An 18,762-nucleotide genomic window follows, 5' to 3' on the forward strand; every position below is an offset into this window, starting at 1 on the left:
ATAATGTCTGTGGATGAGCGCGGCAGATGGTGCCGCATAAATAGCGCCTGATGGCGGCAATGGTCTAAGGTGCTTGGATAGAATTTGGGAAGCCGTCGATGGGCGGCAAGCAGGGTAGGTAATCATGGCCGGTAGTGTGAACAAGGTAATTCTGGTTGGAAATCTCGGGGCGGACCCGGAAATCCGCCGTACGCAGGACGGCCGTCCGATCGCCAACCTCAATATCGCGACGTCGGAAACCTGGCGCGACCGCAATTCCGGCGAGCGCCGGGAAAAGACGGAATGGCACCGCGTCGTGATCTTCAATGAAGGTCTCTGCAAGGTTGCTGAGCAGTATCTGAAGAAGGGTGCCAAGGTCTATATCGAGGGCGCGCTTCAGACGCGTAAGTGGCAGGATCAGAACGGCCAGGATCGTTATTCGACCGAAATCGTGTTGCAGGGCTTCAATTCGACACTGACCATGCTGGATGGCCGTGGCGAAGGCGGCGGCGCTGTCGAAGGCGGTCGCGGTGGACGAGGCGGCGGTGACTTTGGCGCTGGTTACGGTGGCGACTATGGCGGTGACGACTATGGCCAGCCTTCGTCGCAGTCCTCCGGTCGTGGCGCTAGCGGTGGCCGTAGCGGCGCCGCAAGCAGCGGCGGCAGCAATTTCTCGCGCGATCTGGACGACGATATCCCGTTTTGATCGCCGCCTTGTTCGGTGGTCATGCCAATTGAGTTGAACAGGCCCGCTTTTCCGGCGGGTCTTTGCTTGTATGCTTCAGTCTATGTGAGCTTCAGTGCCGCTTTCGCGCCGTCCACCACGAATTGGGCGGCGAGCGCGGCGAGGATGACGCCGAGCAGGCGCGTCAGGATGGCGCGGCCGGTTGATCCCAGCATGCGGTCGAGCCGGTCCGAGATCGCCAAAGCCCCGTAGACCAGCCCGAGATTGACGGCGATAACGACGATCAACTGGGCTCGGTCGAACATTGTCTGAAGCGAACCGGCCAGCAGGATGGTTGCCGAAATGGCGCCGGGACCGGCGATCAGCGGCAGAGCCAGGGGAAATACCGCGATATTCTGGATATGATCCTTGGTGATTGCGACCTCCGTCGCTTTTTCCTTTCTGTCCTGCCGTCTCTCGAACACCATCTCGAAAGCGATCCAGAAGAGCAGCAGGCCGCCGGCAATGCGGAACGCGCCGATGGAAATGCCGAGAATGCCGAGCACGCTCGCGCCGAACAAGGCAAAGGCCGCCATGATGAAGAAAGCAATCAGCGAGCCGCGCAGCGCCACCTGATGGCGCTGGGCCCGGTTCATACCGGCTGTAAGGCCGATAAAGAGTGGAGCAAGACCTGGGGGGTCGACCGTGACGAGCAGCGTTGTGAAGGCATTGATCAGCGTATCCGCGCTCGCCATATAACCCCCGGGACATTTGTTTCTATTCGTTATTAGCCCATTGATATGCGAGGAATGACGTTTCGCAAAGCGCAATGCGGTGTAACCAAAACCTTCTGCCACGGAAATGTGCGATTTAGCGGGTTAAGAGGGCAAAAGCCTGTTTAAAAGCACCCGTCAAAATTGGCGCTTGCAGGGCCTTTCGGCTATAAATTTCGCAGTGATTCTAAAAGAGATCGTGATCTGTTTTGACTGAGCAAACACCACCCGGTGGCGGGAAGCTCCCGCCAGGCATCGAGCCAATTTCCATTATGGAGGAAATGCAGCGGTCGTATCTCGATTACGCGATGAGCGTGATCGTCAGCCGCGCGCTTCCCGATGTTCGCGATGGTCTCAAGCCCGTCCATCGGCGCATTCTGTACGGCATGTCGGAACTCGGGATCGACTGGAACAAGAAATATGTGAAATGCGCCCGCGTCACCGGTGACGTGATGGGTAAATACCATCCGCACGGCAACCTGGCGATTTACGACGCGCTTGCCCGCATGGCGCAGCCTTGGTCGCTTCGCCTGCCGCTGATCGATGGTCAGGGCAATTTCGGCTCCGTTGATGGCGACCCGCCGGCGGCTGAACGTTATACGGAATGCCGCCTGCAAAAGGTGGCTCATTCGCTGCTCGACGACCTCGATAAGGAAACCGTCGATTTCCGCGAGAACTATGACGGCACGTTGAGCGAGCCTGTCGTGGTGCCGGCAAAGTTCCCGAACTTGCTGGTCAACGGCTCCGGCGGCATCGCCGTCGGCATGGCGACCAATATCCCGCCGCATAACCTCTCCGAAGTGATCGACGGCTGCATTGCGCTGATCGACAATCCGGCGATCGAGCTGCCGGACATCATGCAGATCATCCCGGGTCCGGATTTTCCGACCGGTGCCAAGATTCTCGGCCGTGCCGGGATCCGTTCGGCCTACGAAACCGGACGCGGCTCCATCGTCATGCGCGGCGTCGCGACGATCGAGCCGATGCGCGGTGACCGCGAACAGATCATCATCACCGAAATTCCCTATCAGGTGAACAAGGCGACGATGATCGAGAAGATGGCCGAACTCGTGCGCGAAAAGCGCATTGAAGGCATCTCCGACCTGCGCGACGAATCCGACCGTCAGGGCTATCGCGTGGTGATCGAGCTGAAGCGCGATGCCAATGCCGACGTCATCCTCAATCAGCTTTATCGCTACACGCCGCTGCAGACCTCCTTCGGCGCCAACGTGGTCGCGTTGAACGGCGGCAAGCCGGAGCAGTTGACCCTGCTCGACATGCTGCGGGCTTTCGTCTCCTTCCGCGAGGACGTGGTCAGCCGCCGCACCAAGTATCTGCTGCGTAAGGCGCGCGAACGCGCGCACGTCTTGGTCGGTCTCGCCATCGCCGTCGCCAATATCGACGAAGTCATCCGCGTTATCCGCCACGCGCCCGATCCGCAATCGGCCCGCGAAGAACTGATGACGCGTCGCTGGCCGGCCGCAGACGTCGAATCCCTTATCCGGCTAATCGATGACCCACGTCACCGCATCAATGACGACGGCACCTACAATCTTTCCGAAGAGCAGGCGCGCGCAATTCTCGAACTGCGTCTTGCCCGCTTGACGGCACTCGGCCGCGACGAAATCGGCGATGAATTGAATAAGATCGGTGCCGAGATCAAGGACTATCTCGAGATACTGTCGTCGCGCGTCCGCATCCAAGCCATTGTAAAAGAAGAGCTTATTGCCGTTCGCGACGAATTCGGCACGCCGCGCCGCACCGAGATCGTCGACGGCGGCCTGGAGATGGACGATGAAGACCTGATTGCTCGCGAGGATATGGTCGTCACGGTTTCGCATCTCGGCTACATCAAGCGCGTGCCTCTGACCACCTATCGCGCCCAGCGCCGCGGCGGCAAAGGCCGCTCCGGAATGACCACGCGCGACGAGGATTTTGTTACCCGGCTATTTGTTTTGAATACGCATACGCCGGTTCTATTCTTCTCGTCGCACGGCATCGTCTACAAGGAGAAGGTCTGGCGTCTGCCGATCGGTACGCCGCAGTCGCGCGGCAAGGCGCTGATCAACATGCTGCCGCTGGAGCCCGGCGAGCGCATCACAACGATCATGCCGCTGCCGGAAGACGAGAGCACCTGGGACAATCTCGACGTCATGTTCTCGACGACGCGCGGCACAGTGCGCCGCAACAAGCTGTCGGATTTCGTTCAGGTCAACCGCAATGGCAAGATCGCCATGAAGCTGGAGGAGGAGGGCGACGAAATCCTCTCCGTCGAGACCTGCACCGAACATGATGACGTGCTTCTGACGACGGCGCTCGGCCAGTGTATCCGCTTCCCGGTTTCGGATGTTCGCGTCTTTGCTGGCCGCAATTCCATCGGCGTTCGCGGCATTACGCTGGCGTCGGGCGACAGCATCATCTCGATGACCATCGTCAATCACGTCGACGCCGAGCCGTGGGAGCGTGCCGCCTATCTCAAGCGCGCTGCCAGCGATCGCCGCTCGACCACGGGCGAGGATGAGGAAATCGCGCTGGTCGGTGAAGAAGTCACCGAAGAGGGACAGCTTAGCGATGAACGCTATGAAGAGCTGAAGGCGCTGGAACAATTCGTGCTGACGGTCTCGGAAAAAGGCTTCGGCAAGCGCTCGTCTTCGTACGATTTCCGCATTTCCGGCCGCGGCGGCAAGGGTATCCGCGCCACTGATACGTCGAAGACCGGCGAGATCGGCGAGCTTGTGGCCGCCTTCCCCGTTGCGGAAGGCGATCAGCTCATGCTCGTCTCGGATGGCGGCCAATTGATCCGTGTTCCTGTCAACGGCATCCGCATTGCCAGCCGTGCGACCAAGGGTGTCACCATCTTCTCGACCGCCAAGGATGAGAAGGTCGTTTCGGTCGAGCGCATCAGCGAGCCGGATGGCGAGGACGATACGGGTGACAATGGTGCCGAGGACGAGGTTCCGAACGGTGATGCGGAAGTCTCGAACGGTGATGCCGAGGGCGGCAGCGAGGAGTAAATCCTTCGCTGAGTTCCAACGAGGGAAGCTTGCAGCCTAACAGGCGCTCGTAAGTACCAATGGAATGTTTTCAATCGCATGAGCCTCACCACAGGCTCATGCGATTGTTTTTGGGGCATAGCCCAAGCAGAGCTTGCCGAATGATCGCGGTAGTTCCTATTCCGATTGCTTGTTGCTTTGGGAAAAGGGAGGAAGAACCTCCAGGCTTCCTCGCTCCAACTGTGCGAAAATCTCATCGTAGCCGAAGCGCGAGTGCCATCTGAGGGCGGTGCCTGCAGATTTCGATGCGTAAACACGATCGATGCTTTGCGGCAAAGGCCAGCTTCGTCGCGTGAATTCGGCGGCAAGCCTTGGCGCGCGCAATTTGATGATGGAGGCCGCATCGACGGCGAGCGCCTCGCAATCCTCTGGTATAAATGGCGTGCCGGCGGAGATGATATGCCGTTGAAAATGATCACCGTTGTTCGTCAGTGCCGCAGCATGAGCATCCGCGACATCTCGGATATCGACGCCGCGATGCAGCCGATAGGCAGCCATTACATTTGCCGGTTCTGGAAAGCTGCGAGACATGCGCAAAATCCGCACTTGCAGATCCGGGCCGGCCATATCCTCCAATATCCGCTCGGCTTCCAGCTTCGTGCGATGATAGATGCTTCTGGGTTGTGGCACGGTGTCTTCGTCGATCCACGTGCAGCGGCCCGGAAGAACCGTGTGGCCGTAAAGCGCCGTCGTGCTGGTAAAGACCAGTCGCTTCACGCCGGCTGCCAAGGATGCCTCAGCCAGCAGACGTGTTCCTTCGACATTGACGCGATGGAACTCGTCATCGGAGATCGTTCCGACATGAGGCGCGTGCAGGGCTGCGCAATGGACGATCGCATCCGCGCCCGTCAGCGCTTCGCGCAACAGCACCGCATCCGCAAAATCTCCGACGAGATGCGTTGTCGAAAACGGTGAGCGATCGACCGCTACAACCGCGTGATTTGGCGCCAAAGCGTTGAAGATCGCACGGCCGAGCCGCCCTGAGCTGCCGGTAAGAACAATGCGCACGTCGATCCCCTATGAAAACTGAATAGCCATAGCACGTTTGACGCGATTGCCGCGTGTCTTCGCGCAAACCAGCATCTTGCGGCAGCGGTAAGAGGCTCGCGGTGTAATGGGCACAAAAAACCGGACGCTGGGGGAGCGTCCGGTTCAAATTACCCCGAGCGATTGGAGGGCCGCACTCGGGATGGGGAGATATCGGAATACTTTGTCGTTCAAAGCGCCTTATGGTGCTTGTTCAGCTTCTTGCTCTCTTCGCTTTCGCGATGGAGCGCTGAGATTGTGGACGCGACGGACACAACGAACATGCTGCTGATGAAGAGCGTAAGCACCGTTAATATCGTGAACATGATCGCTCCCTTCCTCTCGTGGAACTAGCGTTCAGATCCCTTAATACTGGCTGGTGGTAACGAAGGGACGAGCCGAAGCAAAGGGACCGTAGATCTTCGACTGGTCAGGCTTTTGATCATAGAGAGCGATTGTCGCTGCAAGCATTCCCGAAATTACGGTCATCCAAACAACATTAATAAGGGTGATCTTATCGGGCATACTCTGTTTCCTTCTTACCGCAATGAGCAAATCTAAGGTTCGGGCTTTAACGCAGCGGCTGGTGATTGGTTCCGCCTGATGTTGAGCCTCTGTTTACCAACGTCCGTCTGAAGCGACCTTGAATGCCTTGTTCATCTGGCGTTCAGATTCGCGATTTCGCGATGCGTTTTACGCATGGCAATGACGATTTCTTGTGCAGAATTGGTGGTGTCGGCCTGGGGCGCCCATTCTATTTCGTAGTTGTCCGCGAAAAGATGAACGAGGTATTCGACGACGAAAGAGCCGATAATGGCAACTGCAACAATGAGGACCAACATGGCCTGATCTTCCCTAAGCCGGAGGCGGTGGGCCGATGAAAGCGGCCCGTTTCGATGTTGATGCGAATAAAGCATTGTTGATCTGAAACGGGCTTGAACGCCGCATTCATCTGCTGTTCAGAGGCAGCCAAGGGGTTGTAAATGACTTGCGATACCGGCCCATCCGTGACAAAAGGCGTCGAAACAATGGGCCGGTTTGGTATGACGACAGCCTTTTATCCTGGATCCTTCGATCCGATGACCAATGGACATCTGGATGTCCTCGTGCAGGCGCTGAACGTCGCCTCCAAGGTTATCGTCGCGATCGGCATTCATCCTGGCAAGAAACCGCTTTTTTCCTTCGAGGAGCGGGCGGAACTGATCACCCGATCGCTCGCCGAGGCGCTGCCGCAGAAGGTCGGCGATATTTCCGTCGTCGCCTTCGACAATCTGGTGGTCGATGCGGCTCGCAAGCATGGCGCGAGTCTCTTGGTGCGTGGCCTGCGCGACGGCACCGATCTCGACTATGAAATGCAGATGGCGGGCATGAACCGCCAGATGGCGCCCGATATTCAGACCCTGTTTCTGCCGGCCGGCACGGCATCGCGGCCTATAACCGCCACATTGGTGCGGCAGATCGCATCCATGGGCGGCGATGTCAGCGCTTTCGTGCCAGCAGCGGTTCTTGAAGCCCTGATGGGCAAGTTAAAAGATACGGTCCAATAAAAGACTGGCCGAAATTCATCTTCCGAACGGAGCACCCATGAAACTCTTTCATCTCGCATTGGCAGGTTTTCTCAGCCTCGCCGCCTTCGCAGGCAGCGCCTTCTCGGCAGCGGCCGACGATTTTCTGACGATCCAGCTCAAGGATGGTCCCGTCGTCATTCAGTTGATGCCGGATGTTGCTCCGAAGCATGTCGCGCAGATCGAAGCGCTGGCGAAGAAGGGTGCATACGACAACGTCGCCTTCCATCGTGTCATCGACGGCTTCATGGCCCAGACCGGCGACGTGCAGTACGGCAACATGTCGAAGGGCTACAATCCCCAGAAGGCCGGTACCGGCGGCTCCGATATGCCCAACCTTCCGGCTGAGTTCTCCAAGGTTCCGTTCAAGCGCGGCACGGTCGGCATGGCCCGCGCCCAGGATCCGAATTCCGCCAACTCGCAGTTCTTCATCATGTTCGGTGACGGCGACTTCCTGAATGGCCAGTACACGGTCGTCGGCAAGGTCGTTTCCGGCATGGAGCTGGTCGACAAGATCAAGCGCGGCGAAGGCCAGAACGGCGAAGTGAGCAACCCCGACCGCATGGTCAAGGTTACGGTCGGCAAGAAGTAAGATTCGAGAAGAGAAGAGGAAACGAAAATGGCTGAGATCAAGGATCCCGAAAACACCCTCATCCTGGAAACCACCAAGGGTCAGGTCGTCATTCAGTTGCTGCCGCAGGTAGCGCCCGAGCATGTCGCCCGCATCAAGGAACTTGCCCGCGAGAAGGCTTATGACGGCGTCGTTTTCCACCGCGTCATCGACGGCTTCATGGCCCAGACCGGCGACGTTCAGTATGGCAAGCAGGGCAGCGAAAGCTTCAATCCCGGTCGCGCCGGCATGGGCGGCTCCTCCAAGCCGGACCTGAAGGCTGAATTTTCCGCCACGTCGCACATTCGCGGCACCTGCTCGATGGCCCGTTCGCAGAACCCGAACTCGGCCAACTCGCAGTTCTTCATCTGCTTTGCCGATGCTCCGTGGCTGAACAAGCAGTACTCCGTTTGGGGTCAGGTTATCTCCGGCATGGAATTCGTCGACCAGATCAAGCGCGGCGAGCCGGTGCGTGATCCGGATTCGATCGTATCCGCACGGGTTGCCGCCGACGTCTGATCGTGATTATTCCTGAAGCCCGCCTCTCGCGCTTCGGCGTTGGGGGCGGGTTTCGCTTTGCTGAGATTGCCTGAATGCGCGTTGACCTTTTCGATTTCGACCTGCCGGATGAGCGCATTGCGCTGAGGCCCGCCGAGCCGCGCGACAGCGCGCGCCTGCTCGTCGTCGATCCGAATGGTGGTGAAGCGACTCTGCGCGACTATCAGATCCGCGATCTGCCGTCGTTCCTACGACCGGGCGACGCTGTCGTCTTCAATGACACAAAGGTCATCCCGGCTCAGTTGGAAGGCATTCGTCATCGCGATGGCGCGCCCGGCCAGCAGGTGTCGGCGACGCTGCATATGCGCGCGGCACCCGACCGTTGGAAAGCCTTTGCCAAGCCGGGCAAGCGTATCAAGATCGGCGATCGCATCCAGTTCGGCCATGGCGAAAATGTCTGCATCCTTGGTGCACTTGATGCTGTGGTGGAGGAGAAGGGCGAGGGTGGAGAGATCACGCTGCGCTTCGACCTTTCCGGTCCGGCGCTGGATGAGGCGATCGCCACTGTCGGCCATATTCCGCTGCCGCCCTATATCGCTGCCAAGCGCCCCGAGGATGAGCGCGACCGCGCCGACTACCAGACGATCTACGCTCGCGAGGAGGGCGCCGTCGCTGCCCCGACCGCGGGGCTGCATTTCACCCGGTCGCTGTTTGTCGCGCTGGATGCCATGGGCGTCGAGCGGCATTTCGTGACGCTGCATGTCGGCGCCGGCACCTTCCTGCCGGTCAAGGCCGACGACACCGAAGATCACAAGATGCATTTCGAGATCGGCTATGTCGACGCGACGACGGCGACGAAGCTGAATGCCGTGAAGGCGCGGGGAGGGCGCATCGTCTGCGTCGGCACGACCTCGCTCCGCTTGATCGAAAGTGCGGCTGGCGACGATGGAACGATCAAGCCCTGGCATGGCGCGACCGGGATCTTCATCACGCCCGGCTATCGATTCAAGGCGGTCGATCTTTTGATGACCAATTTCCATCTGCCGCGTTCGACGCTGTTCATGCTGGTATCGGCCTTTGCCGGCCTTGATACCATGCGCGCGGCCTACACCCATGCTATTGAGACAGGCTATCGCTTCTATTCCTATGGCGATGGCAGCCTGCTCTACCGGAAAGACTAAGACGAAATGAGCGAGAGCTTTCAGTTCCAGTTGAAGAAGACCGATGGCGGCGCCCGTCTCGGCGAAGTTTCCATGCCGCGCGGCGCGATCCGCACGCCGGCCTTCATGCCGGTCGGTACGGTCGGTACCGTCAAGGCCATGTATCTCGATCAGGTACGCGAGACCGGTGCCGACATCATCCTCGGCAATACCTATCACCTGATGCTCCGCCCGACCGCAGAGCGCGTCGCCCGTCTCGGCGGCCTCCACGAACTGATCCGCTGGCAGCACCCGATCCTAACCGACTCCGGCGGCTTCCAGGTGATGTCGCTCTCCGGCCTGCGCAAGCTTGATGAGAAGGGCGTTACCTTCAAATCGCATGTCGACGGCAGCACGCATCATATGTCGCCGGAGCGTTCGATCGAGATCCAGGGCCTGCTTGGCTCCGACATCCAGATGCAGCTCGACGAATGCGTGGCGCTGCCGGCGACGCCCAAGGAAATCGAGCGCGCGATGGAAATGTCGCTGCGCTGGGCGGAACGCTGCAAGGTGGCTTTCGGCAATCAGCCCGGCAAAGCCATGTTCGGTATCGTGCAGGGCGGTGACGTTCCGGAGCTTCGCGTCCGTTCCGCGCAGGCGCTGAGCGGCATGGACCTCAAGGGTTATGCGGTCGGCGGCCTTGCCGTCGGTGAGCCGCAGGAAGTCATGCTGCGCATGCTCGAGATCACCCTTCCCGAACTGCCGAAGGAGAAGCCGCGTTATCTCATGGGCGTCGGCACCCCGGACGATATTCTGAAATCCGTCGCACGCGGCATCGATATGTTCGATTGCGTGATGCCGACCCGCTCCGGTCGCCACGGCCTGGCCTTCACCCGTCGCGGCAAGGTGAATATCCGCAATGCCCGGCACGCCGAGGACATGCGCCCGCTCGATGATCAATCGAACTGCCCGGCCTCGCGCGACTATTCCCGCGCCTACCTGCACCATCTCGTCCGCGCCAATGAGGCGCTGGGCGGCATGTTGCTTTCCTGGCACAATCTCTCCTACTACCAGGAGCTGATGCAGGGCATCCGCCAGGCGATCGCCGAAGGCCGCTTTGCCGATTTCATGGCCGAGACCCAGGAGAATTGGGCGAGAGGCGATCTGGAGCCGGTGTAAAAATTTTTCGCCGTTGAACGTAAATGCGGCTAATGTCTTCCGTTCGCAGGTTTAAAAAAATAGTAAATTATACCAATAGGGTACGGTGTAATTCTCGATTTTTAAATGAGGAAGTGCGGCGGAAATGTGCCGACCTTTCCCAAGCGGGCCATGATGATGCCGCAATATAAAAGCATTTGGAAAAACAGTGAATCGAAATAAACATCGTTCGCCGATGATAAGATTCGCTGGCCATTTTTTGATGCTTTACGTTTGAAATTCCTTAGAACTTCGGCTACAAAGCATCCCACTTAATCGATAAGGGCTCACTAATAAAATAGGAGGCACCTGCCGTTGAGGGCGCAACGCGCATTGGGGACCTGTCTTTCCGGACTAATTTTTGTCGGATTGGCGGCCACGGGCTGTACGACGGTGGCGAAAGCACCCTCGGCCAGCAACAACTCTTCCAAGTCCATTCGACCGACGAAGGTAACTTACAACTACACCGCAAAAGATCGCGACTGTTTGAAACGGGCCATGTATTTCGAGTCGGAGCACTCGGACCATGCCGGATACCTGGCAGTAGGAACGGTCGTGATGAACAGGTTGACCTCGGGCGCTTATCCGCCGTCAATCTGCGGCGTAGTCTCGCAACAAAGGCAATTTGCGCCGGGAGTCATGACGAGGGTGGTCAGCGATCTGGCCGAACCCGAGCTCGACCAAGCGGCATCGGCGGTTCTCGGCGGACAACGGCATCCGGACGTAAAGGATGCTATGTTCTTCCATACCGAGGGCCTGAAGTTCCCTTACAATAACATGCACTATGTTGCCGTGGCCGGCGGAAACGCTTTCTATGAGAAACGCGGGCAGGACGGGGCACTTGAAACGCCGGCGCCGCTGCCGGCCTATGAAGTTGCGATGAACTACGTGCCTGTGAAAACGGTCGCGACAACGCAATTTCCGATTTTGTTGCCAACTGCAGACCAGATCCCGATCCCAAAGCCGGATCCGATGACGACTGCAAGTATCAGCGCAACGCCAACGTCTAGCGTAGCCGTTCCCTTACCCCGGCCTGCGTTTGATGGGGCGACGGTTCAGCCCGTCAGTTTCATCAAGGCGGGCGGCTAAAGCTCATCTAAGCGTGATGGGGATTTGATCGATGTTAGCAGACGCAACTCCGGTCAAATTCCCTCGCTCGTCGTGTTCGGCAGGATCTGCACGCCGTTTATCTTGTAACTGCCATCGGGCTGATGGGTGATCTGATAGATCGCCGTCCAGTCCTTGCCGTCCGTGCCGGTGATCAGCACTTCCTGATAGACGACAGCGCCGTTGTCGAGGGCGCGGCTCTTGCCGAAGGCGTAGTTGCCGGGATGGTAGACCGGCTGATAGCTTCTCTTCACCATTGCGAAGAAGGTGTCCTTATCCGGAAAGAGCGCCTGGATGTCGGGTGCAGCGAAGGAATAGGCCGAAGCCGCATCATCGCGCAGGAAAGCTTCGATCTGTTGCTGAATCAGCGTCTGGGCCGACTGCACCGGATCTTCCGCTCGTGCGGCCGGCGCGAAGGCGAGGGTGATGCAGAAGGCGGCTGCGAGAGATAAGGCGCGCATGGACGATCTCCGGCAATATCCGGGAGAGCATAGCGCGCTTTGAGCCTTCGCAGAAGGGACGACTGAGGGGCGCCGGCATCAGCGCCTATGGTCCGATGGTCGCCGAAGCCAAGCCCGACTAATGCCAGCGGCGGAACAGAGCGCTGGCATTCACGCCACCGAACCCGAAACCGTTGGAAATGGCATATTCCATTGCCATCGGTCGCGCGGTCGCGCCGACAATATCGATGCCCTGAGCCGCCGCGTCCGCCTCCTGCAGATTGCGAGTTGGAGGCGCAATCTGATCGCGCAATGCCATGATGGTGAAGACCGCTTCCAGGCCGCCGGCCGCACCCAGAAGATGGCCCGTCGCCGCCTTCGTGCCGCTGACGGCGATGCCGCCATCGCGGCCGAACACCGTCTTGATCGCCTCCATCTCGCCGCGGTCGCCAACCGGTGTGGAGGTGGCATGCGCGTTGAGATGCTGGACCTCACCGGGCGAAATGCGGGCTTGAGAAAGAGCCGCCAGCATCGCCCGGCGCGCACCGTCGCCATCTTCCGGGCCGGCTGTCATATGATAGGCATCGGCGGCGGTACCGTAGCCGACGAGTTCGGCAAGCGGGACAGCGCCGCGCGCCAGAGCATGGTCCAGCGTCTCGATCACCAGCATGCCGGCGCCTTCGCCCATGACGAAACCGTCGCGGCCGACGTCGAAGGGACGGGAGGCTTCTTCGGGTCGGTTGCTGAAGCCGGTGGAGAGTGCGCGCGCCGCCGCAAAGCCGCCGAGGCTGACCTTGTCGATGCAGGCCTCCGCACCGCCGCAGATCGCCACATCGGCTTCGCCGGCACGGATGAGCCGCGCCGCATCGCCGATCGCCTGGACGCTTGCCGCACAGGCCGTCACCGGCGCGCCGAGCGGCCCCTTGTAGCCATAGCGGATGCTGACCTGGCCGGCCGCCAGATTGACGAGGAAGGAGGGGACGGTGAAGGGCGAGAGCCGCCGCACGCCGCGCGTCTCGGCAGTGCGTACAGCATCGGCGATCGCCGGAAAGCCGCCGATGCCGGAGGCGATGACCGTGGCAGTGCGTTCTAGCTCTTCGGGATTGGTCGGCTGCCAACCGGCTTGTTTGATCGCTTCTTCGGCGGCCGCCATGGCGAAGAGGATGAAGCGATCCATCTTCTTCTGGTCTTTCACCGGCACGTAGCGATCGACATCGAAGCCGGCTTCGCTATCCTCTTCCAGGGTCGGTACGACACCACCGACCTTGGCGGCAAGATCGCCGACCATTGTCTCCGGCAGAAGCCTAAGACCCGAGCGTCCTTCGATCAGCCGCTTCCAGGCGGCGTCGACACCGACGCCCAGTGGCGAAACCAGGCCCATGCCCGTTACGACGATTCGATCCATAGTCGGGTACTCCTATTTTATCAGGCGTCGAAGCCCAGGAACCAAGCCTTCATCTGCGCTATCCGTTCGTGGACAGCCTCATCGGCCGCCGGTCCGGGCACCAGAATCGTGTCTTCGGGATGAAAGGCGCGTCCGGTCACGCGGTCGATCAGAAGGGGATCGCGATCCTCGCCCGTCGCCGGGTCGGCCAGACGCATTGCCACTTCCCCGGGCGGCAAATGCCGGTTGCCCCAGGTAAACAGCGCCATGAGAACAGGAAAGAAGTCGCGCCCCTTTTCTGTCAGCACATATTCGTAGCGCGGCGGCCGCTCGCTGTAGAGGCGGCGCTCGAACAAACCTTCATCCGTCAGATGTTTTAGCCGGCGCGTGAGGATATTCGGCGCAACGCCAAGATTCTTCTGGAATTCATCAAACCGCGTCAGCCCCTGCAGCGCATCGCGCAGGATCAAAATGCTCCACCAATCGCCGACGCTTTCAAGCGCACGGGCGGCGGGACATTTGAAGGCACTGAAGCTTGTTCTCTGCATGGCCGAGGCGAATAGCATGAGTGACTATCATCATGCAAGTCACTAGGCTCGAGTGGCGCGGTGTCCCGCTGCACAGCGTAAATACCGAAAATAGCCTAGCCGGCCCAAAGCCGAGATTCCGGCCACGTAAAAGAACATATTATGGACCTCGCATTTGCGAGGATGGCAGACGGAAATGCACCTAAAAAAGCTCTATTCTGGCAATCCACCTAACCGCGTCCGCCACTTTCCATTCCTCAGCCATCTCCTGAATCATGCAAGTCGGCTCCGCTTTTTGCCGAAGGCGCAATGCCACCAATGCCCATGGGTGAACCGTATGTTGCCAATTCCGCGTCTTGCGGAGATGCGTGAACGTCTGCAATGGGCTTGAGTTTTCCTTGGTATCTGAAGGAAATGAGAAAAATATAGATCAATAATAAGAGAAACGGTGTTGAGCGGACAATGCCGAGCCAAATCTCGGTTGGCGCATACAGAGCTAAGAATGCGTCTAGCGTTGCTAACACCAATGCCCAGGCAAAAAGCATCAAGTAGATTTCGCGCCACACCTCATCCGCAAATAATGAGCTTTTCTCGAACAATATTGTTCTGGCAAGGGATCTCCAGAAGGCAAGCATGAGGAAGATCAGTGCGAAATATGTGGCTCGCAAGACCGGTTCGAGCTTTATGCCGAATTCCGTAAGTCCGAAGAAGTGTTGAAATATCTGATCTGGAGCGCCGTTAAATATTACTCCTCCAATGAGTACGATCTGAAAAACTCTCCACAGTATCGACAGCGACGCTTTTGCATAGCGTCTGAAAAATGTGATCAACTCTTAAATCTCCATGTGTTCGGTTTTAAAAGGAATTGCTAGGTACGCGATTCCACTGGCACAGATGCCACGACTTCCTCTTCGGGAATATCGTCGAACGAGGCGTAGTTGAGATTATAGAGCTTCGAATAGAGCTTGCCGTTGGCCATGAGCTGATTGTGATTGCCGCTCTCGATCAACTGGCCGTTCTGCAGCACGATGATCCGATCAGCCTCGCGGATGGTGGCGAGGCGATGGGCAATGACGAGGCCGGTGCGTCCCTCGAGCAGCTTCACCAGCGCCTTCTGGATCAGCATTTCGGTGTAACTGTCGATATTCGCTGTGGCTTCGTCGAGCACGAGTATTTTCGCGTCGGCGATGAGGGCGCGCGCAAAGCTGACGAGCTGGCGCTGGCCGAGCGACAGGCCACCGCCACGCTCGCCGAGAACGGTGTCGTAGCCGTCGGCAAGCCGCATGATGAACTCATGCGCGCCCACTGCCTTTGCAGCCTCGATGATCTCCTCACGCGTCGCCTCGGCTTTGTTGTAGCGAATGTTCTCCAGCACGGTGCCCGTGAATAGGAATGGCTCTTGCAGCACCATGGCGATCTGTCGGCCAAGCGAATCCTGGGTGAGGGAGCGCACGTCATGGCCGCCAACGAGCACCTGTCCCTGCTGCACGTCGTAGAAACGATGGATCAGGGCCATGGAGCTTGACTTGCCTGAGCCGGTCGGCCCGATCAGCGCCACGGTCTCACCGGGATTGACCTTGAAGCTGACATTCTTCAGCACCGGATGCTTCGAATTATAGCCGAAGACGACATCGCGGAATTCGACCGAGCCGTCCATATCAGACGACAGCACCTTGGCATCAGGCGCATCCTGGATGTCGATCGGCACGTCAAGCACATCCGTCAGCCGCTGGCCGGAGGCCATGGCGCGCTGCATGACGGAATATTGCATGGTGAGCGAGCGGATAGGGTCGAAGAAGCGCTGAATGTAGAACAGGAAGGCGACCATGACGCCGACATCGAGCCGATGGTTCAGTACCATCGACCCGCCAACGATGATGACGATGGCCATGGCCATGCCCGTCAGCGTATCGACGATCGGCACCATGATCTGTGCGTATCTCGCCGCAGTCAGATGCGCCTTGAGATTGGTATAGGCCTTATCGTCGAAGAGGCCGAAATTGACGCTCTGCCGGTGCATGCCTTGAACGGCGCGTACGCCGTGGATCGCCTCGGCCAATGCGCCGCTGGTGACGGAATTTGTCTCGTGCGCGTTCATGAAAGCGACACGCGCCTTCGGCAGCCAGAAAAGACGGACAACGAAGAGGATAGGCATGACCGACAGCGTCAGCAGACCAAGCCGGAAATCGAGCAACAGCATGACGACGATGATGCCGAAGAGCAGGGCAATATCGCCGACGGAAAGCACTGATGTTTCAAGGAATTCCTGCATGGAGTTGACGTCGCCCTGCAGGCGTGACATCAGCCGCCCGACCTCGGTCTTGTCCATGAAGGAGAGCGATATCCGCTGAATATGCGCGAACATCGCCCGGCGGATATCGAAGAGCACTTCTTCCGCTACCTCGCCGACAAAGGTCTCCTGCACGTAGCTTGCAGCGTAGTTGACGAGAATAGCTGCGGCGAAGATCGCCAAGGCCAGCCAAAGTGCCGAATAATTGACAGCGCCAGCCGCCATCCCATGGTCGATCGCATAGCGGATAACGAGCGGGATGATGATCTGCGACCCGGTGAAGAGAAGCACGGCGCCGACCGAGATGTAGATCTGGCGGCGATAGGGGCCGACGAAGCTCCAAATGCGGCGGATGATCTTGCCATCGAAGACCTTGCCGAAAATCTCTTCCTCGACGCGATGGGAGCCGACCACGGCGCGGGGAGGGCGCCGCCCGTCCTCGCGCACGTCGTTGCGCTCGGTTTCCATGGTTTCCGACATTGTCAGGCCTTCCTTTTCGCCTCGGCGACCCTGTCGCTAGACACTTTCGCGTCGTCGTCGTCCGGGCGAACCTGCAGGTCGTACAGCGCCTTGTACCGTCCCCCGGCGGCCAAAAGCTGCTCATGGGTTCCGCGCTCGACAATCTCACCGTCTTCGATAAACAGGATCTGGTCGGCATGCATCAGCGAGCTCAGCCGATGGGCGACAATGAGGGTCACCCGGTCGCGGGCAAAACGCTTCATGGCGCTGCGGATGCGTTGCTCGGTTGCCGCGTCGATCGCCGCGGTGGAATCGTCGAACACCATCACTGCCGGCTTCAGCATCAGCGTACGCGCGATCGTCAAACGCTGGCGTTGGCCACCGGAAAGCGACACGCCGCGTTCGCCGACGACGGTGGTATAGCCGGCCGGCAGGCCGAGAATATAGTTGTGCAGTTGTGCGGATTCGGCGGCGCGCTCGATGCGCTGTTCCTTCGCCCAGGGATCGCCATAGGCGATATTGTTTTCGATGCTGGTGGTGAACAGGAAGGAGTCCTGCTGCACGACGGCAACCGACTGGCGCAGCGATTGCAGCGTCGCCTTGCGGATGTCCTGGCCATCGATAGTGATGCGGCCGGATGTGACGTCATAGAAGCGCGGAATCAGGTGGGCAATGGTGGATTTGCCGCTGCCGGGTGGGCCGACGATGCCGATCGTCTCGCCGCGCCGCGCCTCGAAGCTGATATTCCTGAGGACGGGGCGCTTTTCCGGGCCGGGATAGGTGAAGCCGACATTTTCGAAGCGCAGAACGCCGTCCTTGACGACAAGCGGCTTGGCGTCCGGAGCATCCTTGATGGCGATGTCGAGGTCGAGCAGAGCGAACAGCCGCGACCCGCAGGTCGAAGCGCGGGCAAATGCGTTGACCATCAGGCCGAGCTGGCGCACCGGCATCTGCAGAATGGTCATGAAGGTCAGGAATGAGGCGAGGGTACCGACGCTAATCTCGCCCGCAATCACCTTGCTGCCGCCGACCCACAATATGAGGCCCATGGCTGCGAAAAAGGAAAAGTTCATGGCGCTGGTATTGGCGACGCGGATGCCGACGCGTTTGTGGGCGAGGGTAAGCGCATTGTGCGACGCCCTGTCGAACTTCATCAGTTCATGGGCCTGTGCGGCGAACGCGCGCACGACGCGAATGCCGCCAAGGTTCTCTTCCATCACGCGGGTCAGCACCGAAAGCCGTTCCTGGAGGTCGAGCCAGGTCGCACGCAATCTTAGCTGCGTCACGGAGGAGCGCCAGGCAACGAAGGGCACGAAGCTCAGTGCCAGAAGCCCAAGCAGGACATCCGTCGACAGCAGCATATAGGCGCCAACGCCGATCAGCATGGTGAGCAGTATCATGCGTACCAGCGCCGTCGAAAAATACATGCGCACGCCTTCGAGATCCAAAAGGCCGACGGTGATGAGATCGCCCGAATGCACCTTGTCGTGGAAGCTGAAGGAGAGCTGCTGGATCTTTTCGTAGCAAGCGAGCCGCAACTCATAGCCCATATGGTGCCCGACAGATTCGCTGTAATAGTTCTGCACCATCGTGAAAAGGCCACGCATGATGCTGACGACCAGCAGAAGCAAAGCGGTGGTCACCAGCGCGTTTTCCGCGAGCTGGCCGGCCGCGCCGCCGGCAATCACCGTTTGCGTCTGGTCTACTGCACGGCCGAGCAGGCGTGGGATCAGGAGCTGAAGCGTCGCCGCAACGAACGTCGAGCCGATCGCCAGACCGGTTTGCCAGGGATGGCGTAGCGTCATATGCGTGATCCGCACGATGGTGGAGAGACCTCGACCCCAACCAGCCGCATTGACATGCGCCAACGAAGCCAATGGCTTCGCCGCGCTTCTTGATGAATCGCTGCTCACGCTCTTATCCAGGCATTTTTGAACGAGGCGGGCCCGAAATCGGGTTCGGATCGCAAAGGGAACATTGGTAGGACGAATGTCGCCGATTCCAGCCCGTCATTCAAGAGTCAATTGGTCACAAGTGCCACCTGGGCGTTA

At 59.2% G+C, this 18,762-nt stretch carries 19 protein-coding genes; 8 read left to right on the forward strand and 11 right to left on the reverse strand.

Annotated features, from left to right (window positions below):
* Positions 1-124: 124 nt before the first annotated feature.
* Positions 125-685 (forward strand): single-stranded DNA-binding protein, encoded by a 561-nt coding sequence (locus C9E91_RS09425; RefSeq protein WP_107108004.1) that lies wholly within the window; start codon positions 125-127, stop codon positions 683-685.
* 80 nt (positions 686-765) lie between these two features.
* Here the strand turns inward: C9E91_RS09425 and C9E91_RS09430 are convergent, their stop codons facing one another.
* On the reverse strand, positions 766-1,398 hold the full coding sequence (locus C9E91_RS09430) for a MarC family protein (protein WP_107108005.1): 633 nt from the start codon (positions 1,396-1,398) through the stop codon (positions 766-768).
* A 227-nt stretch (positions 1,399-1,625) separates the two neighbouring features.
* Here C9E91_RS09430 and gyrA point away from each other — a divergent pair, with 227 nt between their 5' ends.
* Positions 1,626-4,430 carry a DNA gyrase subunit A gene (gyrA, locus tag C9E91_RS09435; RefSeq protein WP_107108006.1) on the forward strand — a complete coding sequence of 935 codons (2,805 nt, stop codon included), beginning with the start codon at positions 1,626-1,628 and terminating at the stop codon, positions 4,428-4,430.
* A 156-nt stretch (positions 4,431-4,586) separates the two neighbouring features.
* Here gyrA and C9E91_RS09440 read toward each other — a convergent pair whose 3' ends face one another.
* The 4 genes from C9E91_RS09440 to C9E91_RS09445 form a co-directional block, all read right to left on the reverse strand.
* Entirely contained in the window at positions 4,587-5,477 is an 891-nt protein-coding gene (locus tag C9E91_RS09440) for an NAD-dependent epimerase/dehydratase family protein (protein WP_107108007.1), read from the reverse strand.
* A 209-nt stretch (positions 5,478-5,686) separates the two neighbouring features.
* Entirely contained in the window at positions 5,687-5,821 is a 135-nt protein-coding gene (locus C9E91_RS20060) for a hypothetical protein (protein ID WP_280951160.1), read from the reverse strand.
* 40 nt (positions 5,822-5,861) lie between these two features.
* Positions 5,862-6,020, reverse strand: a complete 159-nt coding sequence (locus C9E91_RS19785) for a hypothetical protein (protein WP_181316044.1) — start codon at positions 6,018-6,020, stop codon at positions 5,862-5,864.
* Between the two features lie 131 nt (positions 6,021-6,151).
* Entirely contained in the window at positions 6,152-6,337 is a 186-nt protein-coding gene (locus tag C9E91_RS09445; protein ID WP_245407460.1) for a hypothetical protein, read from the reverse strand.
* 201 nt (positions 6,338-6,538) lie between these two features.
* On the opposite strand from C9E91_RS09445, the gene coaD reads away from it, so the two are divergent.
* The 6 genes from coaD to C9E91_RS09475 all read left to right on the forward strand — a co-directional run bounded on the left by coaD (position 6,539) and on the right by C9E91_RS09475 (position 11,593).
* Positions 6,539-7,042: a pantetheine-phosphate adenylyltransferase gene (gene coaD / locus C9E91_RS09450; RefSeq protein WP_107108146.1), complete on the forward strand. Its 504-nt coding sequence runs from the start codon at positions 6,539-6,541 to the stop codon at positions 7,040-7,042.
* Between the two features lie 37 nt (positions 7,043-7,079).
* Positions 7,080-7,652: a peptidylprolyl isomerase gene (locus C9E91_RS09455; RefSeq protein ID WP_107108008.1), complete on the forward strand. Its 573-nt coding sequence runs from the start codon at positions 7,080-7,082 to the stop codon at positions 7,650-7,652.
* A gap of 27 nt (positions 7,653-7,679) precedes the next feature.
* Positions 7,680-8,189 (forward strand): peptidylprolyl isomerase, encoded by a 510-nt coding sequence (locus C9E91_RS09460; RefSeq protein ID WP_107108009.1) that lies wholly within the window; start codon positions 7,680-7,682, stop codon positions 8,187-8,189.
* 74 nt (positions 8,190-8,263) lie between these two features.
* A complete protein-coding gene (gene queA / locus C9E91_RS09465; RefSeq protein ID WP_107108010.1) occupies positions 8,264-9,349 on the forward strand; it encodes a tRNA preQ1(34) S-adenosylmethionine ribosyltransferase-isomerase QueA in 1,086 nt (361 codons plus the stop codon).
* A gap of 6 nt (positions 9,350-9,355) precedes the next feature.
* Positions 9,356-10,486 (forward strand): tRNA guanosine(34) transglycosylase Tgt, encoded by a 1,131-nt coding sequence (gene tgt / locus C9E91_RS09470; protein WP_107108011.1) that lies wholly within the window; start codon positions 9,356-9,358, stop codon positions 10,484-10,486.
* A gap of 333 nt (positions 10,487-10,819) precedes the next feature.
* Positions 10,820-11,593, forward strand: coding sequence for a cell wall hydrolase (locus C9E91_RS09475; protein WP_107108012.1), 774 nt, complete (start codon positions 10,820-10,822; stop codon positions 11,591-11,593).
* 53 nt (positions 11,594-11,646) lie between these two features.
* Here C9E91_RS09475 and C9E91_RS09480 read toward each other — a convergent pair whose 3' ends face one another.
* From C9E91_RS09480 to C9E91_RS09505, 6 genes are all read right to left on the reverse strand, one after another.
* Positions 11,647-12,072, reverse strand: a complete 426-nt coding sequence (locus tag C9E91_RS09480; protein WP_107108013.1) for a DUF4864 domain-containing protein — start codon at positions 12,070-12,072, stop codon at positions 11,647-11,649.
* 118 nt (positions 12,073-12,190) lie between these two features.
* Positions 12,191-13,456: a beta-ketoacyl-ACP synthase II gene (gene fabF, locus C9E91_RS09485; protein WP_107108014.1), complete on the reverse strand. Its 1,266-nt coding sequence runs from the start codon at positions 13,454-13,456 to the stop codon at positions 12,191-12,193.
* Between the two features lie 20 nt (positions 13,457-13,476).
* Complete coding sequence (locus C9E91_RS09490) at positions 13,477-13,983, reverse strand: winged helix-turn-helix transcriptional regulator (RefSeq protein ID WP_107108147.1); 507 nt, start codon at positions 13,981-13,983, stop codon at positions 13,477-13,479.
* 236 nt (positions 13,984-14,219) lie between these two features.
* Positions 14,220-14,792, reverse strand: coding sequence for a hypothetical protein (locus tag C9E91_RS09495; RefSeq protein ID WP_107108015.1), 573 nt, complete (start codon positions 14,790-14,792; stop codon positions 14,220-14,222).
* Between the two features lie 38 nt (positions 14,793-14,830).
* Positions 14,831-16,732 (reverse strand): ABC transporter ATP-binding protein, encoded by a 1,902-nt coding sequence (locus C9E91_RS09500; RefSeq protein WP_107108016.1) that lies wholly within the window; start codon positions 16,730-16,732, stop codon positions 14,831-14,833.
* 2 nt (positions 16,733-16,734) lie between these two features.
* Positions 16,735-18,624 (reverse strand): ABC transporter ATP-binding protein, encoded by a 1,890-nt coding sequence (locus C9E91_RS09505; protein WP_107108017.1) that lies wholly within the window; start codon positions 18,622-18,624, stop codon positions 16,735-16,737.
* Positions 18,625-18,762 lie beyond the last annotated feature (138 nt).

This window comes from Rhizobium sp. SEMIA4064 (assembly GCF_003025035.1).
Classification (GTDB): Bacteria; Pseudomonadota; Alphaproteobacteria; order Rhizobiales; family Rhizobiaceae; genus Rhizobium; species Rhizobium paranaense.

What these genes read in the sequence shown, in the direction of transcription:
- queA (WP_107108010.1), top strand. Translation starts at nt 8,264, where the DNA reads ATGCGCGTTGACCTTTTCGATTTCGACCTGCCGGATGAGCGCATTGCG.
- fabF (WP_107108014.1), bottom strand. Translation starts at nt 13,456, where the DNA reads ATGGATCGAATCGTCGTAACGGGCATGGGCCTGGTTTCGCCACTGGGC.
- C9E91_RS09490 (WP_107108147.1), bottom strand. Translation starts at nt 13,983, where the DNA reads ATGCAGAGAACAAGCTTCAGTGCCTTCAAATGTCCCGCCGCCCGTGCG.
- C9E91_RS09445 (WP_245407460.1), bottom strand. Translation starts at nt 6,337, where the DNA reads ATGTTGGTCCTCATTGTTGCAGTTGCCATTATCGGCTCTTTCGTCGTC.
- C9E91_RS20060 (WP_280951160.1), bottom strand. Translation starts at nt 5,821, where the DNA reads ATGTTCACGATATTAACGGTGCTTACGCTCTTCATCAGCAGCATGTTC.
- C9E91_RS09500 (WP_107108016.1), bottom strand. Translation starts at nt 16,732, where the DNA reads ATGTCGGAAACCATGGAAACCGAGCGCAACGACGTGCGCGAGGACGGG.
- coaD (WP_107108146.1), top strand. Translation starts at nt 6,539, where the DNA reads ATGACGACAGCCTTTTATCCTGGATCCTTCGATCCGATGACCAATGGA.
- C9E91_RS09460 (WP_107108009.1), top strand. Translation starts at nt 7,680, where the DNA reads ATGGCTGAGATCAAGGATCCCGAAAACACCCTCATCCTGGAAACCACC.
- C9E91_RS09425 (WP_107108004.1), top strand. Translation starts at nt 125, where the DNA reads ATGGCCGGTAGTGTGAACAAGGTAATTCTGGTTGGAAATCTCGGGGCG.
- tgt (WP_107108011.1), top strand. Translation starts at nt 9,356, where the DNA reads ATGAGCGAGAGCTTTCAGTTCCAGTTGAAGAAGACCGATGGCGGCGCC.
- C9E91_RS19785 (WP_181316044.1), bottom strand. Translation starts at nt 6,020, where the DNA reads ATGCCCGATAAGATCACCCTTATTAATGTTGTTTGGATGACCGTAATT.
- C9E91_RS09480 (WP_107108013.1), bottom strand. Translation starts at nt 12,072, where the DNA reads ATGCGCGCCTTATCTCTCGCAGCCGCCTTCTGCATCACCCTCGCCTTC.
- C9E91_RS09430 (WP_107108005.1), bottom strand. Translation starts at nt 1,398, where the DNA reads ATGGCGAGCGCGGATACGCTGATCAATGCCTTCACAACGCTGCTCGTC.
- C9E91_RS09455 (WP_107108008.1), top strand. Translation starts at nt 7,080, where the DNA reads ATGAAACTCTTTCATCTCGCATTGGCAGGTTTTCTCAGCCTCGCCGCC.